This window comes from Pseudomonas sp. GW821-FHT01C01, assembly GCF_059422645.1.
The window spans coordinates 91,263-105,150 of the sequence record NZ_JBWKXF010000004.1 but is presented as its reverse complement, the minus strand read 5'-3'; the positions used below and the strand labels follow the sequence as shown (position 1 = coordinate 105,150).

14 protein-coding genes are annotated in these 13,888 nt (G+C 60.8%); 8 read left to right on the top strand and 6 right to left on the bottom strand.

Annotated elements, in window-relative coordinates; genetic code table 11:
- The 5 genes from etfA to AC07XF_RS04180 all read right to left on the bottom strand — a co-directional run bounded on the left by etfA (position 1) and on the right by AC07XF_RS04180 (position 7,073).
- Positions 1 to 1,221: an electron transfer flavoprotein subunit alpha gene (gene etfA, locus AC07XF_RS04200; RefSeq protein WP_495025514.1), complete on the bottom strand. Its 1,221-nt coding sequence runs from the start codon at positions 1,219 to 1,221 to the stop codon at positions 1 to 3.
- A complete protein-coding gene (dgcB, locus tag AC07XF_RS04195; RefSeq protein ID WP_495025513.1) occupies positions 1,221 to 3,164 on the bottom strand; it encodes a dimethylglycine demethylation protein DgcB in 1,944 nt (647 codons plus the stop codon). The genes etfA and dgcB overlap by 1 nt, the downstream gene beginning before the upstream one ends.
- Before the next feature lie 162 nt (positions 3,165 to 3,326).
- The gene (gene dgcA / locus AC07XF_RS04190) at positions 3,327 to 5,387 is read right to left on the bottom strand and encodes a dimethylglycine demethylation protein DgcA (protein ID WP_007994448.1); all 2,061 of its coding nucleotides are present in this window, start codon (positions 5,385 to 5,387) and stop codon (positions 3,327 to 3,329) included.
- Positions 5,388 to 5,402: 15 nt separating this feature from the next.
- The gene (locus AC07XF_RS04185) at positions 5,403 to 5,933 is read right to left on the bottom strand and encodes a DUF5943 domain-containing protein (protein ID WP_007975505.1); all 531 of its coding nucleotides are present in this window, start codon (positions 5,931 to 5,933) and stop codon (positions 5,403 to 5,405) included.
- A 162-nt stretch (positions 5,934 to 6,095) separates the two neighbouring features.
- On the bottom strand, positions 6,096 to 7,073 hold the full coding sequence (locus AC07XF_RS04180; RefSeq protein WP_495025512.1) for a dipeptidase: 978 nt from the start codon (positions 7,071 to 7,073) through the stop codon (positions 6,096 to 6,098).
- A gap of 224 nt (positions 7,074 to 7,297) precedes the next feature.
- On the opposite strand from AC07XF_RS04180, the gene AC07XF_RS04175 reads away from it, so the two are divergent.
- The 4 genes from AC07XF_RS04175 (at position 7,298) to AC07XF_RS04160 (ending at position 8,922) form a co-directional block, all read left to right on the top strand.
- Complete coding sequence (locus AC07XF_RS04175) at positions 7,298 to 7,699, top strand: lysozyme inhibitor LprI family protein (RefSeq protein WP_495025511.1); 402 nt, start codon at positions 7,298 to 7,300, stop codon at positions 7,697 to 7,699.
- Between the two features lie 211 nt (positions 7,700 to 7,910).
- Positions 7,911 to 8,165 (top strand): type II toxin-antitoxin system RelE family toxin, encoded by a 255-nt coding sequence (locus tag AC07XF_RS04170; protein WP_495025510.1) that lies wholly within the window; start codon positions 7,911 to 7,913, stop codon positions 8,163 to 8,165.
- The gene (locus tag AC07XF_RS04165) at positions 8,149 to 8,472 is read left to right on the top strand and encodes a helix-turn-helix domain-containing protein (protein WP_310056298.1); all 324 of its coding nucleotides are present in this window, start codon (positions 8,149 to 8,151) and stop codon (positions 8,470 to 8,472) included. Before AC07XF_RS04170 ends, AC07XF_RS04165 begins: the two co-directional genes overlap by 17 nt.
- Positions 8,473 to 8,505: 33 nt before the next feature.
- Complete coding sequence (locus tag AC07XF_RS04160; RefSeq protein ID WP_495025509.1) at positions 8,506 to 8,922, top strand: DUF3010 family protein; 417 nt, start codon at positions 8,506 to 8,508, stop codon at positions 8,920 to 8,922.
- Between the two features lie 146 nt (positions 8,923 to 9,068).
- Here AC07XF_RS04160 and AC07XF_RS04155 read toward each other — a convergent pair whose 3' ends face one another.
- Positions 9,069 to 10,013 carry a GlxA family transcriptional regulator gene (locus AC07XF_RS04155; RefSeq protein WP_477762892.1) on the bottom strand — a complete coding sequence of 315 codons (945 nt, stop codon included), beginning with the start codon at positions 10,011 to 10,013 and terminating at the stop codon, positions 9,069 to 9,071.
- Positions 10,014 to 10,237: 224 nt separating this feature from the next.
- Here AC07XF_RS04155 and AC07XF_RS04150 point away from each other — a divergent pair, with 224 nt between their 5' ends.
- From AC07XF_RS04150 to AC07XF_RS04135, 4 genes are all read left to right on the top strand, one after another.
- Entirely contained in the window at positions 10,238 to 11,182 is a 945-nt protein-coding gene (locus AC07XF_RS04150) for a choline ABC transporter substrate-binding protein (RefSeq protein WP_495025508.1), read from the top strand.
- 96 nt (positions 11,183 to 11,278) lie between these two features.
- Positions 11,279 to 12,166, top strand: coding sequence for a 3-dehydrocarnitine:acetyl-CoA trimethylamine transferase CdhC (cdhC, locus tag AC07XF_RS04145; protein WP_495025507.1), 888 nt, complete (start codon positions 11,279 to 11,281; stop codon positions 12,164 to 12,166).
- 138 nt (positions 12,167 to 12,304) lie between these two features.
- Positions 12,305 to 13,270: an L-carnitine dehydrogenase gene (locus AC07XF_RS04140; RefSeq protein WP_495025506.1), complete on the top strand. Its 966-nt coding sequence runs from the start codon at positions 12,305 to 12,307 to the stop codon at positions 13,268 to 13,270.
- A gap of 133 nt (positions 13,271 to 13,403) precedes the next feature.
- Positions 13,404 to 13,880, top strand: coding sequence for a thioesterase family protein (locus AC07XF_RS04135; RefSeq protein ID WP_495025505.1), 477 nt, complete (start codon positions 13,404 to 13,406; stop codon positions 13,878 to 13,880).
- Positions 13,881 to 13,888: the final 8 nt, after the last annotated feature.

The window sequence follows — 13,888 nt, the reverse complement described above, 5'->3', positions numbered from 1 at the left end:
TTAAGCCGCATCGCGCTTGGCGTCGTTGCGGTAAGCCTCTACCGCCTCGATCAAGGCTTGAAGAATCTCCGCGCTCTCACCAATCACCGAGAGGTCCGCGCGCTTGATCATGTCGCAGCCAGGGTCGAGGTTGATCGCCACCACCTTGTCGCAGGCACCAATGCCTTGCAGGTGCTGGATCGCCCCGGAAATCCCCACCGCCACATAGACCCGTGCGGTGACCCAGGTACCGGACGCGCCAACCTGACGGTCGCGAGCCATGAAACCGTCGTCCACCGCCACCCGGGATGCGCCCTCGGTCGCACCGAGGGCTTCGGCGGTCCTGTGGAAAAGTCCCCAGTCCTTGACCCCGTTGCCGCCAGAGAAAATGAACTCGGCCTCGGCCATTGGAATTGCAGCCGGATCGACTGCCACCGCGCCCAGATCTTCGATCCGCGACAGGCTGCGTGCCACGGTTGTGGATAACTCCACCGGCAACGCTTCATGACGGGTTTCGCTGACCGGTTCGGCGCACTCGGCAGCCGCCAGAATCAATCGCGCCAGCGGCCGGGCAAGGTCTTGCAGGCCAGCACCCGCGCGGCCGATGCATTCCTGATCCTTGACTTGCCAGACCCGCGTGGCCGGGCGTTCGCCCAGAGCCGCGGCAAACCGCCGGCCGAGTTCACCACCGCCACTGCGGCTGTCCGGTAGCAACCAGTGACGCGGGCTGAACTGGTTATCCACAGCCCGCAGGCCCTGGACCCGTTGTTCCGGTGCATAACCGTTGAATTCTTCGCCTTCCAGCACCAGCAGGCGGTCGACGCCCGCCGTGGCGAACGTATTTTCCTTGTGCTCGCCAAACACCACCGCCAGCACTGCGCCGTCCTTGCCGGCCAGTTGATGCGCGAGGCCCAGCAAGTCGCGGTCGTGACTGCTCAAGCGACCACCGACCATGTCCGGCACCACGCTGATGTAAAACGCCGGCGCGGCCACCTGATGCAATGGCAACAGCACTTCAACAGCGGCTGAACGTTTGGTTGCCCCGCCCTGCTGAGCGCCACTGCGGTCGATGCGCTTGATGCCGTTGGGGCCGATAAAGCCAATGCCATGGGGATTCTTGCGGATGACGCCGTTAGGCCCCATCCAGCTGTGTTGCGCCGGCTGCATCGCCGCATGCAGCGGATGCAGACGGTTGCGGGCGATCCATTCGGCCCGGGGGTCGCGGCGGATAATGTCGCTCATCAGTGGGCCTCCGCAGGTTCGCGCTTGACGGGTGTCTTGGCCGGCGTGGCGTCGTCGAGCAACGCGTCAGCCACCAGTTCGGCAATGTCCTTGATCAGCGGCCGGGGTTCGACCACGCCTTCGAGCATCGCCGTGCATTGTGGACAACCCACGGCCACCAGTTCGGCACCGGTTTCGCGGATGTCTTCCATGCGCATGTCAGGAATGCGTTGCTTGCCCGGAATGTCGGTGATCGGCGCGCCGCCACCGCCGCCGCAGCAGCGCGAACGGAAGCCGGAACGTTGCATCTCTTTCACTTCGATTCCGAGGGCGCGCAGTACCTCGCGCGGTGCCTCGTATTCGCCGTTGTAGCGACCGAGGTAGCACGGGTCGTGGTAGGTCACGCTGTCGCCTTTGTGCTGACCGAGGTTCAGCGCGCCGGCCTGGATGATTTCCGCCATGTAGGTGCTGTGGTGCTGCACCAGGTAGTTGCCATCGAACGCGCCGTACTCGTTTTTCAGCACGTGGAAGCTGTGCGGATCGCAGGTGACGATGCGGTTGAAGCTGTACTTGGCCAGGGTCTGGATGTTGCGCTTGGCCAACAGCTGGAAGGTTGCTTCGTCGCCCAGGCGTCGCGCCACGTCACCGCTGTCGCGCTCTTCGAGACCGAGCACGGCGAAGTCGATTTTCGCCGCCTTGAGCACTTTGACGAAGGCGCGCAGGGTGCGCTGGTTGCGCATGTCGAAGGCGCCGTCGCCAACCCAGAACAGCACGTCGGTGGATTTCTTTTCGCTGAGCAGGTTGAGGTTCAAGTCCGCCGCCCAGTTCATCCGCCCGCCCGGCGCGAAGCCGCCCGGGTTGTCGGTGGCGATCAGGTTTTCCAGGACTTCCGCGCCTTTGTTCGGCGTGGCGCCCTTTTCCAGGGTCAGATGACGGCGCATGTCGACGATGGCATCGACGTGCTCGATCATCATCGGGCATTCCTCGACACAGGCGCGGCAGGTGGTGCACGACCACAGGGTCTCGGCGTCCACCAGACCGTTGACGATCGGTTGATGCGGATTACCCGCGTGTTCGCCAATCGCCTTACCCGGATACGGGCTGCCGGCGAATTTCGCATCGGTGCCGCCGGCCAAGCCGACGACCATGTCCTGAATCAGTTTTTTCGGGTTCAGCGGCTGGCCGGCGGCGAACGCCGGGCACGCGGCTTCGCATTTACCGCACTGCACGCAGGCGTCGAAACCGAGCAACTGGTTCCAGGTGAAATCCTTGGGTTTTTCCACACCCAGCGGCGCGGTCGGGTCGTTGAGGTCCAGCGGTTTCAAACCGGTGGAACGGCCGCCGCCAAAGCGCTCGGCGCGACGGTGCCAAGCCAGGTGCAAGGCACCGGCAAAGGCGTGCTTCATCGGCCCGCCCCAGGTCATGCCGAGGAACAGTTCCGATACGCCCCACAACACGCCAACCCCGAGAATCGCCGCCAACAGCCAGCCACCGAAGTTTTCCGGGAGGATGCCCGCCACCGGCAGGGTCACCAGGAAGAACGAAGCCGAGAACGCCAACAGGCTTTTCGGCAGGCGCATCCACGGGCCTTTCGACAGGCGCGCCGGCGGGTTGCGCCGACGCAGGTAAACAAAGATCGCGCCGACGAACATCACCGCCGTCATCAGCAGCAGCGCATAGCCGAGGAAACGGTTATGCAGGCCGAAACCATGCACCAGAATCGCCAGCACGATGGACGCCACCGCACCGCCAGCCGTGGCGACGTGGGTATTGGCAATGTATTTGTCCCGCGCCACTACGTGGTGCAAGTCGACCATGTAGCGCTTGGGCATGGCGAACAGGCCACCGATCAGGTCGACTTTCGAAGCCCGGCCTCGGCGCCACATGGCCACCCGCCGCAACGCGCCCAGGACACCAAGGCCGATGGCTGCGAACAACAGGATTGGAAGAAGGGTGTTCAACATGGTGAAGCTCCCAAAGACCGCAGGATCTTGCAGGTCGAGATGCCTTACTCGGTTCCTGTGGGAGCGGGCTTGCTCGCGAAAGCGGTAGGTCAGTCAATTCATGTGCGACTGACAGAATGCATTCGCGAGCAAGCCCGCTCCCACAGGGTCATGTGCAAGCCTTTAGAAGTCTTTGCACAACCGCAGCGCGTCGTAGATCGCCGCGTGTACGTTACGCTGGGCCACGCAGTCGCCGATGCGGAAAAGCAGGTAGCCGTCGCCGCTCTGTTCCAGGCATGGCTGCGGCTTGATCGCGAACAAGGCTTCGACGTCGATCTGGCCTTTGTTACGCGAGCCTTCCTTCAGTGCGTAGTAGATTTCTTCGTCCGGGCGCACGCCGTTTTCAACGACCACCTGGTCCACCACCCGCTCCTCTTTGGCGCCGGTGTATTCGTTTTCCAGCACCGCCACCAGCTTGTCGCCTTCGCGGTAGACCTTCTCCAGCATCATGTCGCCGGTCATGATCACTTCTTTCGGATACATGCTGCGGTAGTAAGTCGGGAACGACGTACCGCCAATCGCCACGCCAGGTTTGATGTCGTCGGTGACGATCTCGACCTGACTGCCCTTGTCGGCAATGAAGTCGGCGGTCGACATGCCGGTGAATTCGCAAATGGTGTCGTAGACCAGTACGTTCTTGCCCGGCGCTACCTTGCCATCGAGAATGTCCCAGCTGCTGACCACCAGACCTTCAGCCGCACCCCAATGCTCGTTCTGCTCGATGAACGGATGACCGCCGACCGCCAGCACCACCACATCCGGACGCAGGTCCATGATGGTCGGCGCATCCGCCGCGGTGCCCAGGCGCAGGTCGACTTTCAACCGTGCCAGTTCCAGCTGATACCAGCGGGTGATACCGGCGATCTGGTCACGCTGCGGCGCTTTCGACGCCGTGGTGATCTGCCCACCGATGAATTCCTTCTTCTCGAACAGGGTCACGTCGTGACCACGCTCGGCGGCCACACGAGCGGCTTCCATCCCCGCCGGGCCAGCACCGACCACCACCACCTTGCGTTTCTTACCGGTGGTTTTCTCGATGATGTGCGGCACGCCCATGTATTCACGGGAGGTTGCCGCGTTCTGGATGCACAACACATCCAGGCCCTGATACTGACGGTCGATGCAGTAGTTGGCACCGACGCACTGCTTGATCTGGTCGACCTGGCCCATCTTGATCTTGGCGATCAGGTGCGGGTCGGCGATGTGCGCGCGGGTCATGCCGACCATGTCGACGTAACCGCCTTCCAGAATACGGGTGGCCTGGTTCGGGTCCTTGATGTTCTGCGCGTGCAGCACGGGAACCTTGACCACTTCCTTGATACCGGCCGCCAGGTGCAGGAACGGCTCCGGTGGATAACTCATGTTCGGAATCACGTTGGCCAGGGTGTTATGGGTGTCGCAACCCGAACCCACGACGCCGATGAAATCGAGCATGCCGGTGTCGTCGTAATACTTGGCGATCTGCTTCATGTCCTCATGGGACAGGCCATCGGGGTGAAATTCGTCACCGCAGATACGCATGCCCACGCAGAAATCGTCACCGACCTCGGCGCGCACGGCCTTGAGCACTTCCAGACCGAACTTCATGCGGCCTTCGAAGGTGCCGCCCCATTCGTCGGTACGCTTGTTGACCCGAGGGCTCCAGAACTGGTCGATCATGTGCTGGTGCACGGCCGACAGTTCGACGCCGTCCAGGCCACCGGCCTTGGCGCGACGCGCAGCTTGCGCGTAGTTGCCGATCACCCGCCAGATTTCTTCCGGCTCGATGGTTTTGCAGGTGGCGCGGTGCACCGGTTCACGAATGCCGGACGGCGACATCAGCGTCGGCCAGTTGAAGCCGTCCCAACGGGAGCGACGGCCCATGTGGGTAATCTGGATCATGATCTTGGCGCCGTGCTTGTGCATGGCGTCGGCCAGATTCTGGAAGTGCGGAATGATGCGATCGGTGGACAGGTTCACCGAGCTCCACCATTCCTGCGGGCTGTCGATGGCGACTACGGACGAACCGCCGCAAATCGCCAGGCCGATCCCGCCCTTGGCTTTCTCTTCGTAGTACTTGACGTACCGGTCGGTGGTCATGCCGCCGTCGGTCGCATAAACCTCGGCGTGCGCGGTGCTGAGCACGCGGTTACGGATGGTCAGTTTGCCGATCTGGATTGGCTGGAACATTGCTTCGAAAGCCATGGCGGGTTCCTCGACTTACAACGGCTTAACGATGAACAAGCCGTCTTCGTGGCCCTCTTCGGAGCCACCGTAGACTTGCTCGGCCACGGTGCGGATCTTGCTGCCGCGAGCGGCGAGAATCTGATCCATCGCACCGGCAAACCAACCGGTGAACATGTAGTCGACCTTGCGCCCGACCTTGCCGTAGACGTAGACGAATGCCGAGTGTTCAAGCTTGACGCTGGCGGTGCCTTTGTCGAGGTCGATGTCCTGGATCTTGAACAGGCCCCAGCCGCGCTGCGACAGGCGTTTCATGTAGTGCTCGAACACTGCGACGCCTTCCAGGCCGTGGCATTCGGCTTCTTTTTCGCACCAGTGCCAGGCGGACTTGTAGCCGGCCTTGTAGAGGATTTCGGCATAGGCTTCAGCGCCCAGCACTTCCTCGATGCCCATGTGGTTGTTGACGAAGAAATGGCGCGGTACATACAGCATCGGCAGGGCGTCGGAGGTCCAGACACCGGTTTCGCTGTCGACTTCGATTGGCAATTGCGGGGCGATCTTGGCCATGGAAACTTAACTCCAGAAAATTCGTTGTGTGTTTTGCGTAGCAGCTGCCGAGGTACGAGGCTGCATTGCGTGTCCGTAGGACCGCCCTCGGGGGCCGCTTCGCAGCCCGACGCAGCCTCGTACCTCGGCAGCTGCTACAAGGGATCGTTGTTCAAAGTGGGCTTATTCGCCCCAAACGTCTTTCAGGACGTTTACCCAGTTCTCGCCCATGATCTTGCGTACCACGCGCTCGGAGTGGCCGCGCTTGAGCAGGGTCTCGGTCAGGTTCGGGAACTCGCCCACGGTGCGGATGCCCAGCGGGTTGATGATCTTGCCGAAGCTGGTCAGTCGACGGGCGTAGCCCTTGTCGTGGGTCAGGTATTCGAAGAAGTCCTGGCCATGGCCCTGGGTAAAGTCGGTGCCGATACCGATGGCGTCTTCGCCGACGATGTTCATCACGTACTCGATGGCTTCGGCGTAGTCGTCGATGGTCGAATCGATGCCCTTGGCCAGGAACGGCGCGAACATGGTCACGCCGACAAAACCGCCGTGGTCGGCAATGAACTTGAGTTCTTCATCGGACTTGTTACGCGGGTGCTCCTTGAGCCCCGACGGCAGGCAGTGGGAGTAGCAGACCGGTTTCTTCGATTCGAGGATGACTTCTTCGGAAGTCTTGGAGCCAACGTGGGACAGGTCGCACATCACGCCGGCCCGGTTCATCTCGGCGACGATTTCGCGACCGAAGCCCGACAGGCCGCCATCACGTTCGTAGCAACCGGTGCCCACCAGGTTCTGGGTGTTGTAGCACATCTGCACGATGCCAACGCCGAGCTGCTTGAACACCTCGACATAGCCGATCTGGTCTTCATAGGCGTGGGCATTCTGGAAGCCGAAGAGGATGCCGGTCTTGCCCAGCTCCTTGGCCTTGCGGATGTCGGCGGTAGTGCGCACCGGCATCACCAGGTCGCTGTTCTCGCGAATCAGCTTCTGGCTCGCGGCAATGTTGTTGACAGTGGCCTGAAAGCCCTCCCACACCGACACGGTGCAGTTGGCCGCGGTCAAACCGCCCTTGCGCATGTCTTCGAACAGTTCACGGTTCCACTTGGCAATAATCAGCCCGTCGATAACGATGCTGTCGGCGTGCAATTCGGCTGGGCTCATCAGGCTGTCCCCTTATTAGCGATTCATGCGCCGAATCATCTGCCGGCGCTTTGGGGCCAGCATATGCCTCGGTGCCTAAGCAGCCGGGTGCAAAAACGACAGGGGGTTTGCCGAAAGCGTCAATCCGCGACAAAGGGTCGTAGTCAGGCACAATCAGCGACCTGTTCAAGGCCCTCGGCTTGGGCCAGAATTCGCCGCATCACTGGAATAGAGCGGCGACCTGAATGAAATCCATCCTTCTGGCTTTGGCACTGATTGCGACCGGCGTACACGCAGCAGAGGAGTCCGACGACAACCCGTGCGACAAAGTCGAAAACGACGTCCAGACCCTCGAGTGCTCGGTCTTCAGCAAAACCACCGCCGAAGACCTGCTCAAGGAAAACTTCAAGGGACTGACCGAACGCATGCAGTCGCAGTACGGCAAAAACCCGTCGCAACTGGCCGACATCAACGCCAAGCTCAAGGCCGCCCAACAGCAATGGCTGAAGACCCGCGACGCAGACTGCGCCGTGGAGGCCTTCCCGGCCACCAGTGGCAGCAAGGCGTTCACCATTGCCCAGAACGACTGCATCGCGCGGATGAGTGACGAGCGGTCGGAGTTTTTGGAGTCGATTGGGCAGGAGTAGTCCCCATCCATCCGTCGAAAGCTGGTATCACCACCGGCTTTCAACCTAAGAAACACCCTTTCCCACAATTTCTTCCGATCGTGCCTACAACTTTCTCCTGAACGCGTTGTTTGGCATGCTTTTCGCGCAATATCCCGACAGATTTCCCTGGTTGGCCACCTGAAAATATAAGTAAAGATTCGCAAATCTTATTAAAGACTTATATTCTTTCATGAACAGCATTCACTGGAATCGAAAGGCCGTTAAGCAACTCTTGAGATTGCATTCCGTTCACCAGATTCAGGTTCGTGATGCCATCACAGCGCTCGCTGGCATGCCGGATGTTGGCAATGTCAAGGCACTGGTCGGTCATGACTTCGCTTATCGGCTGCGTGTCGGTAACTATCAGGTCATGTTCGACTGGGATGGCGCGATCAAAGTGGTCAGTATTCAAGAGGTCAAAAAACGCGATGAACGCACCTACTGACGTTCAAATCATCAATGACGAAAACGGGAACCCCGCGTTCGTCGTCATTCCCTACGCGCAATATATCGCGCAGAAAATCGAGCCTGATCTGATACCCCACGAAGTGGTGAGTCGTATCGTCGATGGCGCCACCCCTATCCGCGCCTGGCGCGAACACTTGAACCTTACACAGGATGAGGTGGCCAAACGCATGGGCATAACCCAGCCTGCCTTTGCCCAACAGGAAACAGTCGCCAAGCCCCGTAAAGCCACTCGCGAAAAAATCGCTTTGGCGTTTGGCATCACTGCCAGCCAGCTTGAGCTGTAAGCTGCTCACCCTCTGTCACTAATGGGATTGAACATGAAAGTCTGCGGCATCGAAATCAAGGGCAGCGAAGCGATCATCGCCGTGGCCACGCTGGACGGTCAGGCGCTGAACCATGTCGCGCTCGCCACCAAGAAAATCGCTCTGGACGATGACGACGAAGCTGCCAACGTCAAAGTGTTCGCAGCCCTGGTCGCGTCGTTTGTCCGTGAGAATTCCATCGACCGCATCGCGATCAAGAAGCGCAGCAAGAAAGGCGAGTTCGCTGGCGGGCCGACCACGTTCAAGATCGAAGGGGTTTTCCAACTGCTGGAGAATTGCGAAGTGACCTTGCTGTCGCCGCAGACCATCACGGCGCAGAGCAAAAAATTCACCGGCGAGCTGCCGGGGACGCTGAACAAGTATCAGCATGAGGCTTATAAAGCAGCGTGTTCGGCGTTGATGAAGAAGTAATCCTCTTTCCAGACGCCCAAGATCAAATGTGGGAGCGGGCTTGCTCGCGAATGCGGTGCATCAGTCAACATCGATGTTGAATTGAATGGCCTCTTCGCGAGCAAGCCCGCTCCCACACTGGATATTTGTTGAGCCTTAAAACTCGATTAGGCTTTAGCGGTACGTCGGTCTTCCCGCGGGCACCGCTCATACTTCGCCCGATAACTGCGGGTGAAATATGACGGCGATTCAAACCCGCAGGCAATGCTCACTTCAAGCACGCTCATGTCGGTCTGACGAAGTAGTTGCCGGGCCTTTTCCAGCCGTAAGCGCAGGTAGAAGTTGCTCGGCGTATCGTTCAGGTGCAAGCGAAACAGGCGCTCCAGCTGCCGCCGCGTCACCTTGATCGATTCCGCCAGTTCCAGGGTGCTGAGTGGCGGCTCGCTGTGCTGCTCCATCTCGCCAATCACATGCACCAACTTCTTGTTGCTGATGCCATAACGCGTGGCGACTTCCATGCGCTGGTGGTCTTTGCGCGGGCGGATACGGCCGAGTACGAACTGTTCGCTGACCTGGATCGCCAGATCGGGACCGTGGGCCTGGGCGATCAGATCCAGCATCAGGTCAATGGACGCGGTGCCGCCGGCGGAGGTGATGCGCCGGCGGTCGATCTCGAACAATTCCTGGGTGACGCTGAGCTGTGGATAAGACTCCTTGAAGGCGTCGATGGCCTCCCAGTGCAGGGTCAGCCGATGGCCGTCGAGCAAACCCGCCTCGGCGAGAATGAAGCTGCCAGTGTCGATCGCGCCCAGGGTCACGCCTTCGTTGTCCAGCCGCCGCAACCAGTGTTCCAGCGCCGGGGTGGCGAACTTCAGGGGTTCGAACCCGGCGACCACCAGCAGTGTCGCGCCTTTTTTCAACGGTTCCAGCGCCGCATCGGCGTTGACCGACATGCCGTTGCTGGCCAGCACTGCCCCGCCGTCAGCACTCAACACATGCCAGCGATAGAGTTCGCCGCGAAAGCGATTGGCGACCCGCAACGGCTCGATGGCCGAGATAAACCCAATGGCCGAGAAACCCGGCATCAACAAGAAGTAGAAATCCTGGGACATGGAGCGCACTCGCTTAGCAGGTAACAAGAGGCCAGGTAACGAGAGGGCGGGCAGCGTAGGGATGTTGATACGCCTGTTGCACGCGGCATTCAAGAGCACAGGTCGCTGCAGTGCAAGAGCTGGTCGCCGCAGTGCGCTTTCACGGCCGCTTAGCTGCGTAACTTGGCATCACCGGCGCATCAGACACCGGAACTCACAATAAACGAACTGCCGAGGAACCTGAGATGAAACGACTGATCAGCAGCTGTGTTCTTGCACTCAGTGGTACCGCTTTGCTGAGCGCCAGTGTCATGGCCGCCGAACCCGCCGCGTGCCAGAACGTGCGCATGGGTGTAGTGAACTGGACCGACGTGATCGCGACCAGTGCCATGACCCAGGTATTGCTCGATGGCCTCGGCTACAGCACCAAACAAACCAGCGCCTCCCAGCAAATCATCTTCGCCGGGATCCGCGACCAGCGTCTGGACCTGTTCCTCGGCTACTGGAACCCGCTGATGACCCAGACCATCACCCCGTTCGTCGACGCCAAACAGGTCAAGGTGCTTGAAGCCCCAAGCCTGCAAGACGCCCGCGCGACCCTCGCCGTGCCGACCTACCTCGCCGACAAGGGCCTGAAAACCTTCGCTGACATCGCCAAGTTCGAAAAAGAACTGGGCGGCAAGATCTACGGCATCGAGCCTGGCTCGGGCGCCAACACCCAGATCAAGGCGATGATCGCCAAGAACCAGTTCGGCCTCGGCAAGTTCCAGCTGGTCGAGTCCAGCGAAGCCGGCATGCTCGCCGCCGTGGATCGCGCCGTGCGTCGCAACGAAGCCGTGGTGTTCTTCGGCTGGGCGCCGCACCCGATGAACGTCAACGTGAAGATGACCTACCTCACCGGCAGTGAAAACGCCCTTGGGCCGGACGAAGGCAAGGCCACGGTATGGACCGTCACTGCGCCGACCTACGCCGAACAATGCCCGAACATCGGCCGTTTGCTGACCAACCTGACCTTCACCGCCGAAGACGAGAGCCGGATGATGCAGCCACTGCTGGATCACAAGGACGCCTTCGAATCGGCCAAGCAATGGATCAAGGATCACCCGCAGGACAAAAAACGCTGGCTTGAAGGTGTCACCACCTTCGATGGCAAACCGGCCGCTGAAAACCTGCAACTGACCAGTAAATAAACCCGAACGTATCTCCGACTCGCAGCCCCCAACGGGCTGCGAACGGGACCACCACGCCTGGCCTAAACCAAAAACTCGCCTGTAAGGAACCGCCAAATGAACCACGACGTCATCATCACCTGCGCACTCACCGGTGCTGGCGACACGACCAGCAAGAGCCCACACGTGCCGGTCACCCCGAAACAGATCGCGGCTGCCGCCGTGGAGGCCGCCAAGGCCGGTGCCACCGTGGTTCATTGCCATGTGCGCGACCCGCAAACCGGCAAGTTCAGCCGTGACGTGGCGCTGTACCGCGAAGTGATGGAGCGCATCCGCGAGGCGGACGTCGACATCATCGTCAACCTCACTGCCGGCATGGGCGGCGACCTGGAAATCGGTGCCGGCGAAAATCCGATGGAGTTCGGCCCGAACACCGATCTGGTCGGCCCGCTGACCCGCCTGGCCCACGTCGAAGAACTGCTGCCGGAAATCTGCACCCTCGATTGCGGCACCCTGAACTTCGGCGACGGCGACACCATTTACGTCTCTACCCCGGCGCAGTTGCGTGCTGGCGCCAAACGCATCCAGGAACTGGGCGTGAAAGCCGAGCTGGAAATCTTCGACACCGGTCACCTGTGGTTCGCCAAGCAGATGATCAAGGAAGGCCTGCTCGACAACCCATTGTTCCAGCTGTGCCTGGGCATCCCGTGGGGCGCGCCGGCGGACACCACCACCATGAAAGCCATGGTCGACAACCTGCCCGCCGATGCGGTCTGGGCCGGCTTCGGTATCGGTCGCATGCAGATGCCGATGGCTGCGCAAGCGGTGCTGCTCGGCGGCAACGTGCGGGTCGGCCTGGAAGACAACCTGTGGCTGGACAAGGGCGTACTGGCGACCAACGGCCAACTGGTCGAGCGCGCCTCGGAAATCCTCAGCCGCCTCGGTGCCCGGGTGCTGACCCCGGCTGAAGGCCGCAAGAAGATGGGCCTGACCAAGCGCGGTTAAACCCACACATCACCTCTGTAGGAGCCGGCTTGCCGGCGAAGAGGCCGGTACATCCGCCGTCATCCTCGGTGGTGCTGAAACCGTCTTCGCCGGCAAGCCGGCTCCTACAGGGATCACCGAATACTTCAGGAAGTCGCCATGAGCTTTATCACCGAAATCAAAACCTTCGCCGCCCTGGGCAGCGGTGTCATCGGCAGCGGTTGGGTGTCCCGCGCCCTCGCCCATGGCCTGGATGTCGTGGCCTGGGACCCGGCACCCGGCGCTGAAGCAGCCCTGCGCAAACGCGTTGCAAATGCCTGGGGTGCGCTGGAGAAACAAGGCCTGGCGCCGGGTGCATCGCAGGATCGCCTGCGCTTTGTCGCGACCATCGAAGAGTGCGTGCGCGATGCCGATTTCATCCAGGAAAGCGCCCCGGAACGACTGGAGCTGAAACTGGAACTGCACAGCAAAATCAGCGCGGCGGCCAAGCCCAATGCATTGATCGGTTCCAGTACCTCCGGCCTGTTGCCGAGCGAGTTCTACGAAAGCGCCACGCACCCGGAACGCTGCGTGGTCGGTCACCCGTTCAACCCGGTTTACCTGCTGCCGCTGGTCGAAGTGGTCGGTGGTAAAAACACCGCCCCTGAAGCGGTGCAAGCCGCGATGAAAGTCTATGAATCCTTAGGCATGCGCCCACTGCACGTGCGCAAGGAAGTACCGGGTTTCATCGCCGACCGCTTGCTTGAAGCGCTGTGGCGCGAGGCGCTGCACCTGGTCAACGACGGCGTCGCGACCACTGGCGAGATCGACGATGCCATCCGCTTTGGCGCGGGCTTGCGTTGGTCGTTCATGGGTACGTTCCTGACCTACACCCTCGCCGGTGGCGATGCCGGCATGCGTCACTTCATGGCTCAGTTCGGCCCGGCGTTGCAATTGCCATGGACCTACCTGCCGGCGCCGGAGCTGACCGACAAACTGATCGATGACGTGGTCGATGGCACCAGCGATCAACTGGGCAAACACAGCATTTCGGCGCTGGAGCGCTATCGTGATGATTGCCTGCTGGCGGTGCTGGAAGCGGTGAAGACCACCAAAGAGAAGCATGGGATGGCCTTCGCCGACTAGCACCTCGCACCTTGTAGGAGCTGGCTTGCCAGCGAAGACGCCAGTACATCCACCGCCATTTTTCGCGGTGCTGAAATCGCCTTCGCCGGCAAGCCGGCTCCTACAGGTATTCATGACCTCAGGATTTGATGACATGCCCGCATTGACCACCTACCAAACCACCATCATCCCCGACTGGGTCGACTACAACGGCCACCTGCGCGACGCCTTCTACCTGCTGATTTTCAGCTACGCCACCGACGCCCTGATGGATCGCCTGGGACTCGACAGCAACAGCCGCGAGGCCAGCGGCAACTCGCTGTTCACCCTCGAACTGCACCTCAACTACCTGCACGAAGTGAAGCTCGACGCCCAAGTCGAAGTGCACACCCAAATCATCGCCCACGACAGCAAGCGCGTGCACCTCTATCACAGCCTGCATCTGGTCGGTGATGACCAGGCCCTGGCGGGCAATGAACAAATGCTGCTGCACGTCGATCTCGCCGGGCCGCGTTCGGCACCGTTCAGCGAACTGTCCTTGAGCCGGCTGCAAGCCATCGTCGCCGAACAGGCAGATCTGCCAACGCCCGAGTACATTGGCCGAGTGATCGCATTACCCCCAAAAAAATAACAAGGAGA